Genomic DNA, 20,584 nt, shown 5'->3' on the forward strand with positions numbered 1-20,584 from the left:
ATGTTCATCGATGCACCAGACGAAGGCAATCGAGGGAAGAACGTCCGTTACCTGCGCAGCGTGGTGACCAGGCCCTCGAGGCGGGACACGGCCTCGCGGTCGAGATCGTAGAAGACCCACGTGCCCCGCCGCTCCGAGCCCAGCCAGCCCGCCTTGCGCAGCACCTTGAGGTGGTGCGAGATGGTCGGCTGCGCCAGATCGAAGTGAGACTCGATGTCGCATGCACAAAGGGGCTGCCCGGCCGCCGCCAGGAGCCCCACGATCTCGAGCCGGGTCTCGTCGCCGAGCGCCTTGAGCAGGCCGGCGTAGGACCTCAGCTCACGAGGCTTGCGCCGCCCCGAAGGACGGCACTCCTCGACCACGCGAAGGCGGGTCGTCACGGGGAGATACTACATCGATGAATGTCGATGTAAAGCTCCACCGCGAGACCAGGGCTCATCGTCACCGTCCCGTGACCCAAACCCCAGCACCCGGCGGCACCCGGCGCCAGCCCGGTGCTACTCGATCGCGGCCAGCGACTTGCACGCCGCCAGCATCGCGTCCACATCGGCCTGGGCGTAGGGCTGCCCCCCCAGCTTGTCCTGGCAGTGGTACTTGGCGCCGTCGACGTCGACGTTGGCCACGAAGTGAAACTCGGGCTTGCCGTCCAGTTCGGTCTCGTAGACCAGCTCGGTCTCGTTCTCGGTCACGAACGACTTGAGCTTGTTGACCGTGTTGCCCTCGATCTCGGCCTTCTTGGCGGCCAAGTCGGCGGCGCTGGCGTTGATCTGGAGCTGGAAGCTCTCCCCCGCCATCACCACGTACACCCCGAACTCCGCCGTCGCCTTGGCTCCCTCGGGCGCCTGCACGTTGGCCTCGAGACCCACGTCTTCGAGCGAGAGCGAGGCGAGCTTCACGGGCTCGGCCGGCTTGGCGTCGGCCTTGGCGTCGGGCTCGGCACCGCCGTCGGCGGCCTTCACGTCGCCCGCCTTGGCCTCCTTGGCGTCGTCCTTCTTGGCCTCGGCCTTCTTGGCGTCGTCCTTCTTCTCGCCCGAGTCGCAGGCGAGGGACAGGGACACACTGAGCACGAGCGCAAACGATCCTGCGAGACGTTTCATGGCGCCCGCATGCTCGACCAAGACCCGTCCCTGCCGCAAGCCCCCCGCCCCACGGGTGAAGAACACCCGCCTACGCCAGCACGAGCAGCACGTAGAGCGTGGCCAGGACGATCTGCACCAGCGCGTAGGGCAGCGCCTTCACCACGAACCCGCTGAACGAGACCTTCAGGCCCTGCTTGTGCATGATGGTCACCGCCACCAGGGTCGACGCCGAGCCGATGGGGGTGAGGTTGCCGCCCAGGTTGGCGCCGAACACCACCGACCACCACAGCGGCGAGTCCGACGGCTTGCCGAGCTGCTGCAGGATCTTGGCCAGCATCGCGGCCAGCGGGATGTTGTCGGTGACCGAGGAGAACGCGGCCGAGGCCACGAGCACCAGCCCGGTACCCAGTGTGTCGCCCAGCCCGATCACCCAGGCGAGCCCCTTGCCGATCAGCGTCAGCACCTGCGCGTGCTCCATCACGTTGATCACGATGAACAGGCCCGCGAAGAACCCGAGCAGATCCCAGTCGAGCGCCCGATAGTAGGCGTCGACGCTGCTCTTGTAGCGCGCCAGCATGATCACGGCGAACGTGAGCGCCACGTAGCCCATGCCCAGCTCGCTGACATAGGGCAGCACCGACGTGGTCGCGATCACCACGATGAACAGCCCCAGCATCACGGCCCCGAAGTAGAAGAAGCCGCGGCTCTCGATCCCGTCGTTCTCGTCGAAGCCCGCGACCTGCTCGGCGGCCGCGCGCCGCTCCTCCTCGGTGCGGAGCGGCTCGATCCGGAACAGCCGCGCGCCCATCAGCAGGGTGACCACCGTGCCGAGCACCACGAACGGCGCCGCCGCCACGAAGAACGCCATGAACGAGATCCCGGCCGCCGTCCCCACGATGATGTTGGGCACCGAGGAGATCAGCGTCAGCAAGCCCCCCACGTTGGTGAGCAGCCCTTCGATCAGCAGGAAGCCGAGCAGCATGGGCTCGCGCCCGAGCTTGCGCAGCGACACCCCCGTCAGCGAGCCCACGATGATCATCGCGGTCACGTTGTTCAGCACGGCCGAGAACACGACCGTCATCAGGCCGTAGAACCACAGCAGGCGCACCGGGTCGCCCCCGCTGGCCTTGGTGAGCCGAATCGCGATCCACGTGAACAGCCCCGACTTGGAGGTCACGTCGACGAAGATGCTCGAGCCCAGGATGATCGCGATCACCCCCCAGTCGATCGCCGGGATGTAGATCGGGATCGTCAGGGTCTCCTCGAACACGTGCACCTCGGCCGTGCCGGGCTCGATCCCGAACACCATCGCCATCATCAGCGACAACATCGCGAACGCACCCGCGATGAACGACTTCTTGGCGTGGATCTTCTCCTCGAGCGCCAGGCACAGGATGAGGGCGACCAGCACGGCGGCGAACGTGAGCGTCACCGACAGCGAGGGCGCATGGTGCCCGGCGCTGGCCAGCAGGCCAGGGGCGGTACCGACGAGGGCATGGAACGACGACGAGGGAATCGGTGCGGCTTCGATCACGGGAGCACCTCCTAGAGCAGCAGCAGTGGGATCTCGCGCAGCTCCACGGCGAGCGGGTACGCCAGGCCGTGCATCGCGAGCTGATCGTCGTCACGGGTGTTGAGCACGAGCACGTCGACGTCGTGCTCCTTCACCAGCCGCACGTGGTCCGCGAGGCGGTGCCCCATGGTCACGATCTCCTCCACCGTCACGTGGGATCCGATGCGCTCGATCCCCTCGCGACACGAGCGAATGTAGTCGTGGGGCTCCTTGAGCAGCTGGGCACGGATCGTGCGGCGCGCGGTGTCGGTGTCGAGCGCGGGGATCTTGGCGATGACCTCGATCATGCGATCGAAGGAGCGCTCGTCCTCGACATGGCTGAGCAGCAGCCGCCCGCCTCGCTCGGTGAGCGCGAGCGCCCAGCTCACCAGGCGGTCGTCGCCGGCGAGGTGATCGGTGACCGCCATCACCCGGTCGGTGCCACGCTCGGCGAAGCGCTCGGGGGCGACGAGCTCGGGGTGCGGGCACACCAGCACGGGGGCGTGGCTCACCTGGGTGAGCACGTCGAGGTGCTCGCCCAGGCTGTGAGGCCACCGCCAGCCGTCCGAGCACAGGTTCCGGTGGGTGCACACCAGGCTCGCGCCGGCCTTCTGCACCGCCTCGAGCAGCTCGCCCGTGGTCCTCCAGTCCTCGCCGGGAAGCACCTGCACCTGCTGCACGCTCGGCACCCCGTGCAGCAGCCGGCGCACGGCATCGGCGAAGGCCTGGGCCGACTCCCCCGTTCGATCGCTGACCACCACCACCGTGCTCGCATCGACCGGCGCGAGGTGGAACACGGGCTTGTCGGCGGAGCGAAAGACGCTCTCGAATTGATCGACGTTGGTCATGACTCGCGCCGGGCAGTATACGTGCACCGGCGCGAGCGCCTCCGCGCATGACCCGCGTTCACCGCGGGTTTGCGCGTCTCCCCGGGCAACCGGCACGAGGGCGGCAGCCCTCGACCGGTGCTCACGAACGAGCTACTGGCATTCCTTGGGCAGCGGGACCTCGCAGCACGTGGTGTCCCACTCGAGGCAATTGACATTGCAGGGCAGCGGCATGGTCGAGCTGCCCATGCCCAGGGCCTGGCACGACGGACCGGGGTCCGAGTCGAGCTCGCAGATCTCCTGGCCGTTGATGAGCGTGTCGCCACAGAAGCTGCACTGCGCGAAGTCGAACTGGCAGCTGGCCATGTTGCAGTTGAGGATGCCGCCCGTGTAGTAGCGGATCTTGCCGTTGGGCAGGAGCGCCGTCTGGCCCAGGCACATGTTCCCGCCCAGGCCCGCCGGCGTGCAGAAGTCCTCGCCGCAGTCGCACTGCTCGGTCCCCTCGATGACGCCGTTGCCGCACGCCTGCCCCGTAGGGCCGTCGTCCGAGCTCCCGCTGGCATCGGTGGCGGTCCCGGAGTCGAGTCCGGTGGTCGTGTCGTCCGACGTTGTGGTCGTATCGTCCGACGTGGTCGACGACATGCCCGTGGTGGTCGTCGTCATGGTCGTCATCGTCGTCTGAGGACCCGTGGTCATGTCGAACGGGTTGGTGGTGTCGTCGCTCGCGGGGCAGCCGAGAGAGACCACCAGCCAAAGCGAGGCAAGGAGCGGGGCGCCGGTAGGACGAAGCAATCGCATCGGCCTAATTTATGGCCTGAATCCGCCTCGAGCTTCGAAAAACCCACAGGATGCCTCCAGACGGCTCAATTCCGGGAATCCCGGCCGCTTCGCGCCTCCATGGCGGCGCGTGACCGGCCGGCCAGGGCGGTCCATCGTGACCCGCGCACCCTCCGGCATCCCCCGAGCGCGCCGTGGAGCGCCGCAAGAGGCTCGGGCGCACCTAGTCGTCATCGTCATCGTCGTCGTCGAGCCCGACGATCTCCAGCGCGGTGACGACCGCCGCGTAGATGGCCTCGCGGTCCCCCACGGCGCGCAGCTCATGGGTCGAGCCATCGGGGGATACCACGAGGTCGCCCGCCAAGTAGCGCCGGCCCTCGTCGTCGCGCAGCTCGCCCTGCAGCACGAGCAAGCGCTCCTCGCCGACGTGCGTGTGACGCGGAAACGCCTGACCGGGCTCGAGGCGTACGAGCCCCCCGTGGGCCTCGCCAATCGCGGGGCCGCCATCGAAGTCGTGGAAGCGGACGCCCGGAAGCATGTCGTCCCAGACCTCGTCGTCATCGATGCCGCGCAGATGGCCCTGGGCCTGCGCCTCGGGCAGATCGAACAGCACCATCATGCGATCGAGGAACGGCAGGAAGCGCTCGCGCCCCCCCGCGAGTCGGAGCAGGCTCTCGCGCATGCGCTCGGTTGGCGCGCGCCTGGGCAGCCCGGATGCCAGCAGCTCGAGCACGTGCGCGTCGATGGCCTCGGGCTCCGAGGCGTTCGAGCTCAGCTCGTCGGTGCTCATGCCCTCCCTCCTTCGGACGGGGGCATCACGCTCATCGCAGCCCGCAGCTTGCCCAGGGCAGCCGCCGTCCGCGACTTGACCGTGCCGATGGGCGAGCCCATGTGCTCGGCGATCTCCGATGACGACAGTCCATGGAAGTAGGCCAGCTCGATGACCGTGCGCTGATCCTCGGGGAGCTCGGCCAGCACCTGACGCACCAGCGCGCGGTCCGGCGACAGCTCGGGATCCTCGTGCGAGGGCGCGGGCTCACGAGGGACGACCTCCTCGACCGGAACCTCGCGCCGGTGTCGAGCCGAGCGCAGCCGATCGACCGCACGACTGCGCAGGCGAACCAGCATCCACGTGCGAACGGAGCCCCGCGAGGCATCGAACGCGTGGGCACGACGCCACACCTCCATGAGCACGTCCTGGACCAGATCCTCGGCGGCGGTCTCGTTGCCCAGCATGCGATGGGCGGTGCTCAGCAGCATGCCCGCGTGACGATCGTAGAGGGTGGCCAGCGCCGAGAGCTGGCCCCTGGCCACCTCGCTCACGAGCATGCCGTCGTCCGGCTCGGCGTCCGGTGCGGCCGAAGCACCGGACTGACTGGGGCTCGATGGGGCCATGCGCGTGCTCCGCCACGCTAGGCCAAGGAAGGCAGCGCGGTCAATTCGGAGGAGGGGTCCCACCTCGAGCATGGGCGTGGCCGGGGTCAAGCGAAGTCCTCGTGGGGCTGCCCCTCGATACGAAGGTCGGGCCCGCTCGGATCGGCGCTTCGTGGTCAGCCCGCTCCGCTCGCGATTCCGAGCTCCAAAGCCAGGTAGCGCCGGAGCTCGGCCAGCGCCTGCTCGATCTCGGCGCGATCCACCGTGCCGCGCTCGGCCGCCTTCATCAGCCCGAACATCACGGTGGCCCCCACCGAGCCCGAGGCCCCCTTGAGCGAGTGGGCATGGCGGCGCAGCGCCTCGGCATCGCCCTCGCGATGGGCCTCGAACACGTGCGCGAGCTGCTGCTGCGTCTGCTCGAGGTACTCGAGCAGCAGCTCGCGAAGCTCGTCCTCGTCGTCGCCGAAGGTCTCGCGCAGCCCGCTCAGATCGCAGGGAGGCGCGGCCGCCGGAGCCGGTGAAGGACGTGCTGGCTCCTCCTGCCACGCGCCGTGCTCCCGCAGCACCCGCAGCAGGTCGCGACGGCGTACCGGCTTGCTGATGTAGTCGTTCATCCCGACCTCGAGACAGCGCTCGCGGTCGGTCACCAGGGCGTGGGCCGTCATCGCCACGATCGGCAGCCTGGGCCCGGCGTCGCCCTCGCGCCGGCGGATCTCCGCCGTGGCCTCCAGGCCGTCCATGATCGGCATCTGCACGTCCATGAACACCAGGTCGTAGGGGATCGACTCGATCATCTCGAGCGCGGCTCGTCCGTCGCCTGCGACATCGATGCGGCACCCGAGCTGCTCGAGCATGCGCTGGGCGACCTTTTGGTTGACGGCGTTGTCCTCGATCACCAGCACGCGGGCCCGGCTCTCGCCCAGCGGGCGCACCTGGGCGTGGAAGCGGGAGTAGCTGGTGGAGACCGCGATCGGAGCCCGCGTGGGGCCGGCAGGCCGATTGCCCCACACGGTGGAGAGCACGTCCATCAGATCGCTCTGGTGGGCCGGCTTGACCAGGTATCCGGAGAAGCCGGCGGCCTCGAGTTCCTCGGTGCCCGCGCGGTGGGTCACCGAGCTGAGCATGACCAGCACCATGTCCCTCAGCCCGGGGTCGGCCTTGATGGTCCGGCCGAGCTCGAGGCCGTCCATGTTGGGCATGTGGAAGTCGAGGATCGCCAGGCCGAAGGGACGCGCCTGCGCGCTGGCTCGGCGCGCCACCTCGAGGGCCTCGGCGCCCGACGAGCACGCCTCGACCCTCAGCCCCCAGCGCGAGAACTGCTCGACCAGGATGCGGCGATTGACCACGTGATCGTCCACCACGAGGATGCGAGCGCCGCTGAGCGAGGCCGGCACCCGTACCTGCGAGGGCGCGCCCTCGACGACCTCGAGGGGCAGGCTCACCCAGAACGTGGAGCCACCATCGGGCGACGGCGACAGCCCCACCTCGCCGCCCATGAGGCTCGAGAGATCCTTGACGATGGCCAGCCCGAGCCCCGTGCCTCCATGCGTACGGGTGGTCGACATGTCGACCTGCTGGAAGTGCTCGAAGATCGCGTCCCGTCGGTCCTCGGGCACGCCGACCCCGGTGTCCTGCACCTCGATGCGAAACCGGTCTGGACCCACGTTCCGGGGGAGGTGCTGGACCTCGACCAGCACGTGGCCCTCGTCGGTGAACTTGACCGCGTTGCTCACGAGGTTGAGCAGGATCTGCCGCACGCGCCCATGATCGCCGATGACGTCGGCCGGGGTGTCGGGCAGGTAGCGACACACGAGCTCGACGTCCTTGGCGTCGGCGTCGATCGCAGCCTGATCGAGCACGTCCTCCACCAGCGCGCGCAGGTTGAAGGGCACCGCCTCCAGCTGCATCTGCTTGGCCTCGATCTTGGAGAAGTCGAGGATGTCGTTGAGCAGATCGAGCAGCGCCACGCCCGAGGTGTGGGCGATCTCGGCGTGCTCGCGCTGACGCTGCTCGAGCTTCGAATCGAGCAAGAGGCCCAGCATCCCCAGCACACCGTTCATGGGCGTGCGGATCTCGTGGCTCATGTTGGCCAGGAAGCGGCTCTTGGCCTCGGTTGCCGCCTCGGCCTGCGCGCGCGCGAGGTTGGCCCGCGAGAGCGCCCGCGCTCGCATCATGTCGAAGGCATGGGCCATCGCGGTGAGCAAGATGATCACCGCGGCCTCGTTGATGGCATAGAGCCCGATCTCCGCGGGATCGCCCCGGGTCATGCTGGCGAGGAACACCACGGAGATCACGCTGACTCCGCACCACAGCCATCCGGCACGACCGCCGAGCACCATGCACAGCAGCACGGGAACGAACGTCAAGGTGCTCACCCCCGCCCCGAGCACGCCGTTGCCGGTGAGCAGACCCGTGACGACCACCACGGAGAACAGCGCGGCCACGGTGTGGGCCACGAGCCGCGAGGATGCTCCGAGCCGCACCATCACCAGCAGCACGAGCACGATCCCCAGGCCCAGCCCCGTGAACAGCATGCCGATGGCGTTGGCGATGATCACGTGCACGAGCACGAACATCGCGATCCCGATCGTCATCACCAGGAGAGCACCGACGAACACGCGAAGGCGTCGGTGTTCCGTCTCGTCGTGCTCGCGTCCCGACGAAGCGATGATCCGCTCGACCAGCACCAGGAATCTCCGGGCCAGCGCGCTCCGCTCCTCGTCCGGATCCCCCGCCTCCCGCGGCGGGCCCCGGCGCGGCTCAGCCGGCATCGCCCTCGACCCCATCGGCCGCTTCGGCCGTGGGCACGTCGTAGAGCTTGTAGAACGCGCGATCGTAGCGGCGAAGCTGCCCCACGTTGGTGAACTTGACGCGTCCCTTGAGGAACGCGGCCATCGGGTTCTTCTTGCCGGTCTCCACGCCCACGTAGGTCTTGGCGGGCATGGTGAGCACGCAGCTCGGCTCGCCGTGCAGGCCTTCGACGACCTCGCAGCGACCGTTGGCGATCGTCACCGTCCACTCGGGCTTGGCGTCGCCCGTGAGCACGAGGTGGAAGCGCCCCTGCCAGTCCTCGACTCGCTCGGGGCGCAGGCGGGCCGGCAGGCTGCGAACGATCGCTTCTACCTCGGCAGGCGTGTCGAGCACGGTCGGACGAGTCACGGTCGGCCGGACGATATCAGCCAGGGGCATCGCTGCCACCGGGGACAGCAGGCCCGCAATGGGCCGATTCCGGATCGACGGGAGACCGCGCCGAGCTCCGTTCAGTCGCCGAAGCGACGCACCCGTGCGTGACAGTACGGCGTCTTGCCGCTCCTGGCGTAGTAGTCTTGGTGGTAGTCCTCGGCCTTCCAGAAGCGCTCGGCCGGGCGTACCTCGGTGACCACGTCATAGCCGCGCGCGCGAAGCCGCTCGATCAAGCCCTCGGTGATCTGCTTCTGCTCGGGGCTGCCGTAGAAGACGGCCGAGCGATACTCGGGCCCGATGTCGGGACCCTGGCCATCGGCCTGGGTGGGATCGTGGATCTCGAAGAAGCGCTTGGCCACCGCTTCGTAGGAGACGCGGCCGGGATCGAAGCGGACCGCCACCGTCTCGAGGTGGCCCGAGGTCATGCTCGAGACCTGCTCGTAGCTGGGCGACTCGACGTGGCCTCCCATGTAGCCCGACTCGACCGAGATCACCCCGGGGAGTTCCTGCATGTAGTGCTCCACGCCCCAAAAGCAACCACCGGCGAAGTAGGCCACGCCATCGGCGACGGGGGCGGTGGGCTCGCCATCGGCCACCATCGCGGCCTCGGAGGGCGCGGGCGCGGCCGTGGCCGTGGGCTGGGCGCTCGGTGACGAGCACGAGCACGCGATGAGGAACAGACCGCCGAAGCCGAGGAGGAGACCGCGCATCACGACGAGTCTACGACCGGCTCGCGGCGACGTTACGGTCACGCCACGCGCGGGCCATTGCCCCCGAGGCGATCCTTCACGAAGCACGCCCGCTGCGCATTGCAGCACTCGGGCGAGGCCAGCTCGTCGTCGGGCCCCCACGACTGGCAGGTTCGCAGGCACGAGAACGGGACCTGACTGCGCAGCACCGACTCCCACACCTGCTGGGGATCGCCGCTCTGCCGCGAGAAGGTCTTCCAGCGCAGGTATCGACACAGTTCCATCATGCACCTCCCTGTGGGTTCGGGGTCGGCGGCTCGTCCGCCTCCGGCAAAGAGCCCGACGACGGCGTGGCCAACGACGGCGTGGAGTGGCAGGCCCGCTCGAGCGTCTCGAGCACGGTGCCCTCGACGAGGTCGACCTTGTACCCGGTCATCGGCAGCGGCGTGGCGCCCTTGGTGGCGATCGCGGCCGCCTTGGCGAGCGCCTCGGCGCTGGCCGGGCCCCCGACGAGCGCCGCCTCGACCTCGGGCAGACGCAAGGGCACGGGCGCCACCCCGCCCATCGCCACCCGGGCAAGGCTCACCGTGTCTCCGTCCATCACCAGCCGCACCAGCACCTCGACCAGCGGCCACTCCGAGCGTGCGCGCGTGATGGTGCGAAAGTATGCGGCCTGCTCGCGAGGCCTGGGCGGGGGGAGCACCACGTGGGTGAGCACCGCGCCGGGCTCGAGCCGATGGTCGCGGGAGGGATCCGACCCGTCACCGTAGAGCTCGGCCACCGTGCGATCTGCGGCGCCGTGCACCATCACGCTGGCCTCGTAGGCCATGAGCGCCATGCCCAGGGTGGAGGGATGCACGCACGCGCACGGCCCGAGGTCGAAGCAGGCGTGATGGATGTGGTCGCCCTGGCGAGCCAGGCACGCCGCCCCGCCCTTCTTGAGGCAGCGCTCGTCGGGGTTGCGGTAGTACCAGCAGCGATTGGCCTGCAAGAGGTTGCCCCCCAAGGTCGCCACCGCACGGATCTGCGGGGTGGCCAGGGCTCCGGCCGCGGCACACAGGCCGGGGTAGGCGGCCGCGAGCCCGGGGTGCACCGCCAGCTCGGCGATGCGCAGCTTGGCCCCCACGAGCATGCCTCCCGTGCCGTCGGGCTCGACGGTGTCGAGGCCAGGCAGGTCGCGCAGGTCGAGCAGCGGGCCCGCCGCCATTCGCAGGCGGCGGCGCTCGGTCAGGTCGGTCGCGCCCGCTCGCACCACGGGGGCGGAGCCGCCGGCGGCGGGCTCGAGCTCGGTCAACGAAGTTGGAAAGCGGATCATCCTCGCACCCCCTTCAGCACGCGGTCGGGTCGAAGCGGCAGCTCGCGGGGCCGCCAGCCGGTGGCGTCGAACATGGCGTTGCCGATGGCGGCAGCGGGGGCCAGCGTGACCAGCTCGCCCAGCCCCACCGAGCGGCCGCGGATCTGCTCGTAGCCGGTCTCGTCGAAGTGCACGTGGATCTCTCCCACGTCGCCGATCCCCATGACGCGATAGTCCTCGAGCCCGGCGGTGAGCAAGAAGCCGCGCGAGGGATCGAGCCGGCGCTCCTCGTAGAGCGCATAGCTGATGCCCTGGATGATGCCGCCCTGGGCCTGGCTGCGTGCGAGCTGCGGCGACACGATGCGACCGACGCCGTAGCCGCCCCAGGTGCGCAGCACCCTGGTACGCCCCAGGCGCGTGTCGACCTCGAGCTCGACCACCTGCACCGATCCGGCGAGCGCCTGCTCGATCGCCAGCCCGAACATCGGCGGCATGTAGTAGCCGCCTTCGTCGCGCTGGCGTCGGCCGATCACGCGGATCTTGGGTCCGATCGCCATCACCTCCGCCCAGGGGATCACGCCGCCGTCGTGCCCCACCCCGTCCTCGGCCACATGCACGCCGGAGAGCCCGTGGTGCTTGCGCGCCAGGTCGCACAGCTCGTCCTTGAGCTGCGCCACCGCGTGCATGGCCGGGGGCACGACCGACGAGGTGGTGCGGCTGCCTCCCGCCATCGGCCCCGGCACGTAGTCGGAGTCGCCCATGCGCACGTCCACGTCGTGCATCGAGAGCCCGAGCGACTGCGCGATCACGGTGGCGATGGTGGTGCGCGTGCCGTTGCCGATGTCCTGGGTCGCAATCGAGGCCACCAGGCCATCGGGGCCGGCCTGGAGCTCGAGGTGGCTGTTGGGCTGGGTGAACGAGAACCACGCGGCGGTGGCCAGGCCCATGCCACGGCGGTAGCGACCGCGATCGGCCCGGGGCTTGGGACGATCCCTCCACTCGGGCAGCGCCTGCACCCAGGCGTAGAGCGCGTTGCGAGCGGGGTTGGGATCCCAGCGCTTGCGCAACTCCACCGGATCCTCGCCGCGCGCGTGGGCCATCTCGTCGACCGCCTGCTCGAGCGCCCAGTAGGCCTGCGGACCGGCAGGGCCGCGAAACGGCTTGCCCGCCGGCGCATGGTTGGTCACGTCGTAGTCGACGATCTCGCGCGGCGCCTCGGGGTAGACCAGGCGATGCATCACCCCCACCACCCCGCCCACCGCGACCCCGGAATCGTTGTGGGTCACCGAGCGCATCGCGGTGAGCGTGCCCTTGGGGTTGGTCACCAGCGCGATCTCGGTCTTGGCCGCGGGCCGGTTGCCGCCGATCATGAGCTCCTGGCGACGATCGAGCGCGTACATCACCGGGACGCCGCACACCCGGGCGAGCTCGACCGCGATCACGGTCTCGGTGGTGAGCGTGGCCTTGGCGCCGAAGCCTCCGCCCACGTAGGGCGCCAGCACCCGCACGTGCTCCTCCTTCAGCCCCCAGCGCTCGGCGATCTCCTCCGCCATGTGGTGCACGGCCTGGGTGCTCATGTGCACGGTCAGCGTGTCTTCGCCGTCCCACTGGGCAAGCGCCACGTGGGGCTCGAGCGGGGTGTGGCACTGCACCTGGGTGCGCCACGTGCCCTCGACCAGGGTCGCGCCCTTGCGATCCTCCTCGGTGGCCTCCTTGGCCTGCTCGATGGCGCGGCGGGCCTGCGAGCGCTTCTTGGAGAACAGCCGCAGCGGCCCGCGGAGGTTGCCCTTCCAGCCCTCGGGCATCAGCGGGCCCTCCGACGAATTGGGCAGGTGCTTGCGCTCGGTCTTGGCCTCGTAGACCACGGGAGCCTCCGGCGCGAGCGCGGCGTCCATGCCGATCGCAGCCGGCTGCACGTCGTACTCCACCTCGACCAGCAAGAGCGCGTGCTCGGCCGTGCGCTCGTCGGTGGCGGCCAGCGCCATGATCTCCTGCCCGGCATGGCGAACGCGCCGCGACTCGGGGAGCAGGTCGATGGCGCCCTCGACCCCCGGGACCGCCAGCGCCTTGGACCAGTCGAGCTTGGTCACGATCGCGTGGGCATGGGGCGAGGCGAGCGACTTGGCGACGAGCATGCCCGGCAGCGTGGTGTCCACCGTGTACTTGGCCGCGCCGGTGACCTTCTCGCGCGCGTCGTAGCGCGGGGCCGCCTCGCTGGCATCGAAGCGACCGGCACAGGCGCCCTGCACCGCCGCGTAGATCTGGGCATAGGCGCCGCAGCGGCACAGGTGCCCCGAGAGCGCCGCGGCCACCTCGTCGCGCGAGGGCTCGGTGGTGCCGTGCTGCTTGCGCCACGCATCGTGGAAGGCGGCCGCCTCGACCACGAAGCCGGGGGTGCAGTAGCCACACTGCAGCGCATCCTCGGCCATGAATGCGCGCTGCACCGGGTGGAGCGACTTGGATCCCTTGGCTCCCCTGGACAGGCCCTCCACGGTGACCACCGTGCGACCCTCGAGCGCGGTGGCGGGCAGCAGGCAGGTGACCACCGGGGTGCCGTCGAGGTGCATGGTGCACGCACCGCAGGCCCCGTGACCACAGCCGAGCTTGCTGCCGGTCAGGTGGAGCTCCTTGCGGACCACGTCGAGCGCGCTGTCGTCGGGGTGCACCTCGAGTTGATGCGCCTTGCCGTTGACGGTGGTGGATACGGAGACGCGCTCGCCGGCCTCGGCGGTGCCCGGAGCAGTGGCCGTCTCGCCGGGAAGGTGCGCCGGCTTGGCACAGCCCGCGTCGCTCACCACCAGGGCCGCGCCGGCAGTGCCGATCGAGCCGCGCAAGAAACCTCGTCGGGTGGTGCTGATCTCGTCCTTCATCGCCGCTCTGCCGCTCCCAGGTGATCACCCGCGGTCACGAGCCCCCACGCAACACGCGGAGGAGCATCGCGCTCTAGGTAAATGACCATCGGTCACTTGTCAAGGTCGATCGCGCAAGCCGGGGTACGCCGCCCGTATCTCGAGGATGTGGCCCGCCCGTGTCCCGGAAGCTGGGTGCTGCACGCGGGCGTGCTCTTCAACCACTTCGTCGAGCTCGTGGTCTGGTCCCGTGGTTCCTGTTCGGCCCTCCGCGGTCGATCGCCTGGCCGAGGCAGAGCCGATGCAGCACCGGGCGATGGACGACACGCAGTCCTCGGAGGAGCGACCGAGGTTCCTCGGGAGTTGACGTTCGTTCGCTTCAGCGCGACGTAGATACTCGTGGAACGATCTCCCGAGCGCGCCCGGGGGTTCGCTCGAAGCGCGGGCGAGATGTTCGCGAGCACCAACGCGAAGGACGAGGTCGAGCGAGTCGATGCCTGGCTCGTCGAGCATCCCCATGACGCCAGACCCATGACACAAGACCCATGACGCGACGCGCGGAACCTTGCTCCGGCCCGCCCGGGTCGCTATCGTGCGGTCGTGCGTCGCTCCCATCGCCCGTGGACCATCACCGCCCTCTTCTTCCTGCTTGCATGTGACAGCGCCGACCAGCCCAAGGCGCCCGATGCCAAGTCGGCCGATGCCAAGGCGCCCGATGCCAAGGCGCCCGATGCCAAGACGGCGGACGCCAAGGCGGCGGACGCCAAGGCGCCCGACACCAAGCCCAGCGAGGTCCACTTCGATGCCAGCAAGGACAAGTCCGGGGCACTCGCGCGCTCGGCTGCGGTCATCGAGATCGCCAGGGCCCACGACGACGAGAGCCTGCGCGAGCTGTCCCACCACGCCGAGTCGATGCCCAGCTTCGAAGACGTGTGCAAGCACGAGGCCGAGGTGGGCAAGAGCGGGGTGTCAGTACCCGACTGCATCAAGGCCATGGAGCATCACCTCGTGAAGATCGGCCCCGAGCTCTACGGGGAGGTGGCCCGCTGCATCATGGCGGCCAAGACCGCGCAAGAGGTCGCCCTGTGCGACGCGGCCGAGCTCGAGGTCGAGAAGGCGCTGCACGACGCCCCCCACGGCGAGGGCCTGACCAAGGAGGTCTGCACGGGGCTGTTCACCCAGTTCGAGAAGCTGGCCATGGACGACGCGGGCGACCACGCCGCGCTGGTCGAAGAGGTGCTCGAGGAGGTCGAGGACGACGTGATTGCCTCGTGTCAGGAGCAGGGCACCCAGGCCGAGATCGACTGTGCCATGAAGGCCAAGACCATGGCCGAGCTCAAGGACTGCGCCTCGACGCTCCTGTGAGCGACGCTCACGAGCCCCTGTGCCGCGTGCAGAGGCCTCGCAATCACGCACGATCGGTTATCCTCCGTCCATGGCCGCCATCGAGGATCTCGCACTGCTCATCGGGCTCGTCGGGTTGGGGCCGGCATGCGCAAGGGAGCACCCGGCCATGCCCGAGTCCCCCGCGGCCGACCCCGGCGACGTGCCGGCGGAGCCGGCGGTGGTCGAGGTGCCGTACCGAAGCGTTCGGCACCAGATGCTGATCGACGTGCGGATCGAGGGAGAGGGGCCGTTCACCTTCCTGGTGGACACGGGGGTCACCGGCGCCGTCATCGACTCCGCGCTGGCGGCCAAGCTCGGCATCGAGCTCGACGACGACGAGGCCCAGCGCATCGAGCAGTTCGGCAAGACGCTGCTCATCCATCAGATCTGGATCCCCGAGCTCTCGGTCGGCGAGCTCCGGCTCGACCGTCTACAGGCGGCCGCGGTCCCCATGGACATGCTCGGGAGCCGGCTCGGCGAGCCGCTCCACGGGATCCTGGGTGACGGCTTCCTCGGGAGCCGCGCCACCCGGTTCGATCACGTCGAGCGCACGGTGAGCTTCGCCCCTTCGATGGAGGCGTTCGCAGAGGACGTGGCCGCGGCCGACCACGTGATGCCCCTGGTCATGAACGCCTCCGGCGACATGCCGGTCGTGGAGGTCGCCCTCGGCGACAAGTCGTTCCGCGCGACGATCGACACCGGCTCCTCCCTGGGCCTCGAGATCTTCACGCCCTTCGCCGAGGAGCTCGGGCTCGGCGGTGCGATGACCGAGTGGACGCAGAGCCGCGTCCTCGGCGGCAGCCTGGGCGAAGCGATCGTCTACGATGGCACCGTGGACCGGCTCACCATCGGACCGCTCGAGCTGACCGACGTGCCCACCAGCATCACCCCGCCCCGCGCCGACCCCAACCGCAAGGGCAACCTCGGCAATCGCCTCTGGGAAGGCTACGTGATGATCCTCGACTACCCCGGCAGGGAGATCGTCCTGCGCAAGAAGGCCTGAGCCCCATGCCCCGCGAGCTGGACGCGCTCGGCGACGCCCCGCCGAGCCAGACCACCCCCGTGCTCCTCGAGCTGGCCCGCAAGCAGGCGGCCCGCCGACGTCCCGCGGACCTGCTCGCGCAGTGGGTCCGCGATGCCTACGTCGCCCCGTCGATGCTCGATGGGCGCACCATGCATGCGCTCGACGGCCTGGCGCTCGAAGCTGCCGAGGGCTTCGAGGCGCTGGTGCTCTCGCCCGTGGCGCCGCTGGGAAGCTGCTCGGTGGTCGCGCCCACCAGTCAGGATCGCACGCTGAGCGCCAACCGGGGCACGGAGGTCGTCGCCGATCCCACCAACGTGCTCGCGCTCGAGTGCGCACATCGATTGCGAGAGGATCCCACCGCAGTCGTCCGCCTGTGCACTCTGCACCAGGTGATGCGCTGCCAGCCGCTGCCGCCCTTTCGGGGCGCGTCGCGACACTTTCGCATGTTCGCCATGGTGCAGGCCGGGCCCGCTCGGGCCGAGGACGGGTTCGAGATCGAGGCGTTCGGCGAGCAGATCGCGGTGATGCAGCGGCTGTGCGACCGCGCCGAGGCGCTCGGCCATCGCCTGGTCGATCGTGCGCTCACGCTGCGGGCTGCCCCTGGCCACGAGGTGCTCGCCGGTCGCCTCGAGACCGCGCTGAGGTCCACGGGGCTCGCCGTGGAGCGGGCCGAGCCCCCGCATGCGTACTACGACGGGGTGCGACTCTCGTTCGACGTGCGCGCGCCCGACGGTGCCGTGGTGCCCATCGGCGACGTGGGGCGCTTCGACTGGGTCGCGCAGCTCACCTCGAATCGACGCATGCGCATGATCGCGACGGGGTTCGGGCTGCAGCTGCTGCCGCTGCGGTTTGCCCACGACGGTGCTCGATGAGCGTGGCCCGGGGGTACCATTGCCGTCCATGCCGGAAGTCGCGACCCTCTCGCCCTACCTCGTTGGCGGACTCACCGTCGTCGGGATCATCGCCTACTCGATCTGGGCTCGCCGCAGCGCCCCCGGGTCGGGCCACGACGCCCGCTACTACGCCGACCGCCAGGATCCGCAGCGCTACTGGGTGCAGGCCGTGCTCGCGGTCTACCGTGGCGACGTGGGCGACCCTGCGTACTGGGACCCCGAGGACGCGTGCCGCGAGATCCAGCAGGGGTGGAGCACGCCCGATCGCAACGAGCTGCTCGCGCTGATCCAGCGCTACGTGGCCGGGGAGTGCACCCCTGCCTTCGACCACGTACGCATCATCTGGCTGGCGAGGCTCGGCGCGGGCGCGGGGTGGCTCGACGAGGCCACGTCGTGGGGCTACGCGCTGCAGGCCAAGTCCATGCTGCAGTACGGCTACACCGGATGGCCCGCGCTGGCCGAAGGGATCGATCAGCCCATCACGCGCAGAGCAGGGGCCGACCAAGCCCTTCGTGGCTCACTTCAGCCTCACGTGGTCGATCTCCACGGTGTGTGCGCCGGCTCGGGGCGGCACGCGCTCGGATCGAAAGGATCGGCTTGGACGAGAGGTTGGCCGGACCCATGGGTCGATCGCCGGGAAGAAGATCGCACCAGCCCAGGCAGCGGGCAACGAACCCTGGTCGATGGTGCCCTCGATCCTCATCATCCCCTTCGACGCACTCAGGTCGACCGTCGAGCCACCTCCGCGCATGGCGTCGGTGGATCTCACCGGTGGAGCCTCGGGAACCGCCGTGGCGTCGGAGTCAGACTTCGGTCCGCACGCCATCAGCACGCCGGTGACCAGCAACGTCCGTCGCATCACCGCGGAGTGTAGCCGGATGCCTCCTTCAACCCGCGCTCGATCTCCAGCCGTGCGCGCTCGTCCTCGTCCGCCTCGTGCATCGCCAGGGCCCGCTCGAGCACCCCCACCGCCTCCGCATGTCGCCCGACGGCCACGAGCGAGAGCCCTTGCCCCTTCAGCGCTTCCCCCACGAGCCGGTGTTCCGCCCCCAGCACTCGCTCCGCGTCGACCGCAATGTCTCCGTACACCGCCACCATCTCCGCATGCTCACCACGCTGGGCCCGGAGCCTGGCCCGGGTGGACCTCGCTGCGAGTACGTCGGGGTGATCGGAGCCGAGCGCGGGCTCGGCGATGGCGAGCCCACGCTCGACGTGGTCGAGGGCCTCGTCGGCGCGGCCGAGCACGTCGAATTCTTCCCCGGCGCTGACCATGACCAGTCCCACCGTGGGGTGTCGTGGGCCGAAGGCTTCCTGCAAGATCTCCAGCCCTCGCTGGAACTGCTCGACGCCCTCCCGATGCTCGCCCTGCGCCGAGGCCACGCGGGCGAGGCCGAGCAGGGTGAAGGCCTCGCGGATCCGGTCGAGGTTGCCGTTGACCCCGATCACCTCGAGCGCCCGCACGAAGCGCGACCGCGCGTCATCGATCCGACCGTCGTCGAGCTCGATGTTGCCGAGGTTGATGAGGTTGGAGACCACGCTCGGGTGGGTGGGGCCCAGGTTCGCCACGCGCAGCTCGAGGCTGCGCAGCTGGTGCCGGTGCGACGCCTCGCGGTTGCCTCTTTGATACTCGAGGGCGCCGAGGTTGTTGAGGAACGAGGCGATGGCTTCGGGGTTGGGCGGATCGGCCCGCTCGGCGATGTCGAGGGCCCGCTCGAACAAGGCCCGCCCCTCTTCGAAGCGCGCCGCATGGAGATGCGTGTTGCCGGCGTTGTTGAGGATCCAGGCCAGGCGCACGTCGTCGATGCCCGCTCGGGCGGCGAGCGCCTCGCCCTGGCGAAACCACGAAAGGCCCTCGTCCACGCGCTGCAGCCGGTCGCCCACGATGTGGATCAGCAGGATTGCGATCTCGACCGACTGCTCGTCGTATCCGATGCGCAGCGCCTGCCAGTACGCGTCCTCGAGCAGCTCGCGGGCGGGCTCGAGCTCGCTGCGGGCGACGAGCGCGGCGCCGAGCCGGGCCTTGGCCTCGACCTCGAGCGGTGCATGACCGAGGCCGGTCGCCTCGGAGAACGCCGCGCGCGCGAGCCGTTCGGCCTCGACGAGGTGACCGGCGAATCTCTGCGCCGATGCGCTTGCAAGCTGCTCGCGCACGGCCCCCACCGGCTCGGCGAGCTCGGGTGGAGGCAGCGGGATGCTGGCCAGCAACGCCTCGGCATCACCACAGCGGCGCGGTGAGGGCAACGATGCGGCGAGCTGCACCGCGTGCTCGACCGCACCGGGATCGGCTTGCACGAGCACTTCGACCACCGCCCGGAACGCGCGCTGGTGGTCGTCGAGGCAGGCCATCTCGCGATCGAAGAGGGTCGTGCCCTCGGGGCCCGGGGGCACCTCGCAGACCTGCAGGTGCACCTCCTTCCAGGTGGATGCGAAGTCGTCGAGGGCATTCGAAGCCGTGACGAAGCCGACCTCGGCGTGGGGAATCGCGGTGCGCATGAAGGCCTCGCGGAGCTCGGCCCGAACGTCCGGATCCCACAGCGACTCCAGCCGATCGGCTCCGTCGACGCACGAGCTCGAGCCCCCCATGCCGATGCCCATGGCGTAGCCCAGGCTCAGCACGCCGATCATGCCCACCACCGCGAGCCCCCAGGCGCCACGACGCCGCGGTGTGCGATCGAGCGCGGCGATGAGGCTGCGCATGTCCGGGTGGCGCCTGGCGGGATCGACGGCCAGCCCGCGCATGAGCACCGGCAAGATCCACCCGGGGACGTCACGGCTCGATGGAGGAGGCTGGACACGACCGCGGCGCACCTCCTCGGCGAGGCCCGCGTAGCTCCTGCCGACGAATGGGCGCTGGCCGTAGACCGCCTCCCAGGCCGTCACGCAGAAGCTCCACTGGTCGCTGCGCGCGTCGGTGGCCGTCCCTGCGAATTGCTCGGGCGGCATGTAGGAGGGCGTACCCATCACCGTGCCGGCCTCGGTGAGGTCGTCGAGGGCCGGGCCGACGTCGCCGGAGAGGGAGCCGTCGGTGAGCTCGTCGGTCGCAGAGGCGAAGCGGCGCGCGAGGCCGAAGTCGAGCACGCGGGTGCGGCCGTCGTCGGCGACCAGCACGTTGCCGGGCTTGAAGTCGCGGTGCACGAGTCCGACATCGTGGGCCGCGGCGAGCCCCTCACCGGCTTGGCGGAGCACCCCGAGGATCTCGTCCAGCGCACGCGGCTGCGCGGAGAGCCACTCGCGCATCGTGGGACCCTTGACGTACTCCATCGCCAGGAACAAGCGCCCGGCGTGCTCGCCCACTTCGTAGATCGCGACCACGTTGGGATGGGACAGCTTGGCGAGCGACTGGGCCTCGCGACGCATGCGATTGCGATCGTTGCGATCGTCGTGGCGGTGCAGGAGCTTGATCGCGACGCGGCGATCGAGTTCTTCGTCATAGGCCGAGTAGACGACCCCCATGCCTCCAGCACCCAGCTGGCGCAGCAGCACGAAGCGGCCGATGCGAGCCCCCGGAGTCGAGGCCATCTCGGCCCGCTGCGCGGGTGAGTCGAGTGCGGTGGACTCGTCCTCGTCCTCGTCCTGGAGTTCGTGCATGCGGATCGCTGCCCCGCGTGGATGTGACATCGTACCCCCGACGAGCCCGACGGGATGTCACATCCACAC

Annotated in this window: 18 protein-coding genes; 4 read left to right on the forward strand and 14 right to left on the reverse strand. The window is 69.8% G+C overall.

Features of this window, described 5'->3' with window-relative positions; all coding sequences use genetic code 11:
- Nucleotides 1–47 precede the first annotated feature (47 nt).
- From OEB96_RS04670 to OEB96_RS04730, 13 genes are all read right to left on the reverse strand, one after another.
- Nucleotides 48–380: an ArsR/SmtB family transcription factor gene (locus OEB96_RS04670; RefSeq protein ID WP_266214222.1), complete on the reverse strand. Its 333-nt coding sequence runs from the start codon at nucleotides 378–380 to the stop codon at nucleotides 48–50.
- A gap of 117 nt (nucleotides 381–497) precedes the next feature.
- Complete coding sequence (locus OEB96_RS04675; RefSeq protein ID WP_266214223.1) at nucleotides 498–1,097, reverse strand: hypothetical protein; 600 nt, start codon at nucleotides 1,095–1,097, stop codon at nucleotides 498–500.
- A gap of 70 nt (nucleotides 1,098–1,167) precedes the next feature.
- A complete protein-coding gene (locus OEB96_RS04680) occupies nucleotides 1,168–2,613 on the reverse strand; it encodes an ArsB/NhaD family transporter (protein ID WP_266214224.1) in 1,446 nt (481 codons plus the stop codon).
- Between the two features lie 11 nt (nucleotides 2,614–2,624).
- On the reverse strand, nucleotides 2,625–3,479 hold the full coding sequence (locus tag OEB96_RS04685) for a universal stress protein (RefSeq protein WP_266214225.1): 855 nt from the start codon (nucleotides 3,477–3,479) through the stop codon (nucleotides 2,625–2,627).
- A gap of 132 nt (nucleotides 3,480–3,611) precedes the next feature.
- Nucleotides 3,612–4,256, reverse strand: coding sequence for a hypothetical protein (locus OEB96_RS04690; protein ID WP_266214226.1), 645 nt, complete (start codon nucleotides 4,254–4,256; stop codon nucleotides 3,612–3,614).
- Between the two features lie 202 nt (nucleotides 4,257–4,458).
- Nucleotides 4,459–5,025 (reverse strand): cupin domain-containing protein, encoded by a 567-nt coding sequence (locus tag OEB96_RS04695; protein WP_266214227.1) that lies wholly within the window; start codon nucleotides 5,023–5,025, stop codon nucleotides 4,459–4,461.
- Nucleotides 5,022–5,630: a sigma-70 family RNA polymerase sigma factor gene (locus tag OEB96_RS04700; RefSeq protein WP_266214228.1), complete on the reverse strand. Its 609-nt coding sequence runs from the start codon at nucleotides 5,628–5,630 to the stop codon at nucleotides 5,022–5,024. Before OEB96_RS04700 ends, OEB96_RS04695 begins: the two co-directional genes overlap by 4 nt.
- A gap of 155 nt (nucleotides 5,631–5,785) precedes the next feature.
- A complete protein-coding gene (locus OEB96_RS04705; protein ID WP_266214229.1) occupies nucleotides 5,786–8,380 on the reverse strand; it encodes a hybrid sensor histidine kinase/response regulator in 2,595 nt (864 codons plus the stop codon).
- Nucleotides 8,370–8,768: an SCP2 sterol-binding domain-containing protein gene (locus OEB96_RS04710; protein ID WP_266214230.1), complete on the reverse strand. Its 399-nt coding sequence runs from the start codon at nucleotides 8,766–8,768 to the stop codon at nucleotides 8,370–8,372. The genes OEB96_RS04705 and OEB96_RS04710 overlap by 11 nt, the downstream gene beginning before the upstream one ends.
- A 101-nt stretch (nucleotides 8,769–8,869) precedes the next feature.
- Nucleotides 8,870–9,502, reverse strand: a complete 633-nt coding sequence (gene msrA, locus OEB96_RS04715; RefSeq protein ID WP_266214231.1) for a peptide-methionine (S)-S-oxide reductase MsrA — start codon at nucleotides 9,500–9,502, stop codon at nucleotides 8,870–8,872.
- Nucleotides 9,503–9,540: 38 nt separating this feature from the next.
- Entirely contained in the window at nucleotides 9,541–9,765 is a 225-nt protein-coding gene (locus OEB96_RS04720) for a hypothetical protein (protein ID WP_266214232.1), read from the reverse strand.
- The gene (locus OEB96_RS04725; protein ID WP_266214233.1) at nucleotides 9,765–10,796 is read right to left on the reverse strand and encodes an FAD binding domain-containing protein; all 1,032 of its coding nucleotides are present in this window, start codon (nucleotides 10,794–10,796) and stop codon (nucleotides 9,765–9,767) included. The genes OEB96_RS04720 and OEB96_RS04725 overlap by 1 nt, the downstream gene beginning before the upstream one ends.
- Entirely contained in the window at nucleotides 10,793–13,645 is a 2,853-nt protein-coding gene (locus OEB96_RS04730) for a molybdopterin-dependent oxidoreductase (RefSeq protein ID WP_266214234.1), read from the reverse strand. Before OEB96_RS04730 ends, OEB96_RS04725 begins: the two co-directional genes overlap by 4 nt.
- 579 nt (nucleotides 13,646–14,224) lie before the next feature.
- On the opposite strand from OEB96_RS04730, the gene OEB96_RS04735 reads away from it, so the two are divergent.
- The 4 genes from OEB96_RS04735 (at nucleotide 14,225) to OEB96_RS04750 (ending at nucleotide 17,801) form a co-directional block, all read left to right on the forward strand.
- Nucleotides 14,225–14,989 carry a hypothetical protein gene (locus OEB96_RS04735; RefSeq protein WP_266214235.1) on the forward strand — a complete coding sequence of 255 codons (765 nt, stop codon included), beginning with the start codon at nucleotides 14,225–14,227 and terminating at the stop codon, nucleotides 14,987–14,989.
- Between the two features lie 70 nt (nucleotides 14,990–15,059).
- A complete protein-coding gene (locus tag OEB96_RS04740; RefSeq protein ID WP_266214236.1) occupies nucleotides 15,060–16,013 on the forward strand; it encodes a retroviral-like aspartic protease family protein in 954 nt (317 codons plus the stop codon).
- A gap of 5 nt (nucleotides 16,014–16,018) precedes the next feature.
- Complete coding sequence (locus OEB96_RS04745; protein ID WP_266214237.1) at nucleotides 16,019–16,906, forward strand: hypothetical protein; 888 nt, start codon at nucleotides 16,019–16,021, stop codon at nucleotides 16,904–16,906.
- A gap of 28 nt (nucleotides 16,907–16,934) precedes the next feature.
- On the forward strand, nucleotides 16,935–17,801 hold the full coding sequence (locus tag OEB96_RS04750; RefSeq protein ID WP_266214238.1) for a DUF1266 domain-containing protein: 867 nt from the start codon (nucleotides 16,935–16,937) through the stop codon (nucleotides 17,799–17,801).
- On the opposite strand, the gene OEB96_RS04755 is transcribed toward OEB96_RS04750, so the two are convergent.
- Nucleotides 17,786–20,545: a serine/threonine-protein kinase gene (locus OEB96_RS04755; protein ID WP_266214239.1), complete on the reverse strand. Its 2,760-nt coding sequence runs from the start codon at nucleotides 20,543–20,545 to the stop codon at nucleotides 17,786–17,788. The two genes, OEB96_RS04750 and OEB96_RS04755, sit on opposite strands and share 16 nt — an antisense overlap.
- Nucleotides 20,546–20,584 lie beyond the last annotated feature (39 nt).

The organism is Paraliomyxa miuraensis (assembly GCF_026337845.1).
GTDB lineage: Bacteria > Myxococcota_A > Polyangia > Nannocystales > Nannocystaceae > Paraliomyxa > Paraliomyxa miuraensis.

Bases quoted from the DNA above. Each gene is read 5' to 3' on its own strand.
- OEB96_RS04675 (WP_266214223.1), bottom strand. From the start codon at position 1,097: ATGAAACGTCTCGCAGGATCGTTTGCGCTCGTGCTCAGTGTGTCCCTG.
- OEB96_RS04685 (WP_266214225.1), bottom strand. From the start codon at position 3,479: ATGACCAACGTCGATCAATTCGAGAGCGTCTTTCGCTCCGCCGACAAG.
- OEB96_RS04690 (WP_266214226.1), bottom strand. From the start codon at position 4,256: ATGCGATTGCTTCGTCCTACCGGCGCCCCGCTCCTTGCCTCGCTTTGG.
- OEB96_RS04695 (WP_266214227.1), bottom strand. From the start codon at position 5,025: ATGAGCACCGACGAGCTGAGCTCGAACGCCTCGGAGCCCGAGGCCATC.
- OEB96_RS04700 (WP_266214228.1), bottom strand. From the start codon at position 5,630: ATGGCCCCATCGAGCCCCAGTCAGTCCGGTGCTTCGGCCGCACCGGAC.
- OEB96_RS04705 (WP_266214229.1), bottom strand. From the start codon at position 8,380: ATGCCGGCTGAGCCGCGCCGGGGCCCGCCGCGGGAGGCGGGGGATCCG.
- msrA (WP_266214231.1), bottom strand. From the start codon at position 9,502: ATGCGCGGTCTCCTCCTCGGCTTCGGCGGTCTGTTCCTCATCGCGTGC.
- OEB96_RS04720 (WP_266214232.1), bottom strand. From the start codon at position 9,765: ATGGAACTGTGTCGATACCTGCGCTGGAAGACCTTCTCGCGGCAGAGC.
- OEB96_RS04725 (WP_266214233.1), bottom strand. From the start codon at position 10,796: ATGATCCGCTTTCCAACTTCGTTGACCGAGCTCGAGCCCGCCGCCGGC.
- OEB96_RS04730 (WP_266214234.1), bottom strand. From the start codon at position 13,645: ATGAAGGACGAGATCAGCACCACCCGACGAGGTTTCTTGCGCGGCTCG.
- OEB96_RS04740 (WP_266214236.1), top strand. From the start codon at position 15,060: ATGGCCGCCATCGAGGATCTCGCACTGCTCATCGGGCTCGTCGGGTTG.
- OEB96_RS04745 (WP_266214237.1), top strand. From the start codon at position 16,019: ATGCCCCGCGAGCTGGACGCGCTCGGCGACGCCCCGCCGAGCCAGACC.
- OEB96_RS04750 (WP_266214238.1), top strand. From the start codon at position 16,935: ATGCCGGAAGTCGCGACCCTCTCGCCCTACCTCGTTGGCGGACTCACC.
- OEB96_RS04755 (WP_266214239.1), bottom strand. From the start codon at position 20,545: ATGTCACATCCACGCGGGGCAGCGATCCGCATGCACGAACTCCAGGAC.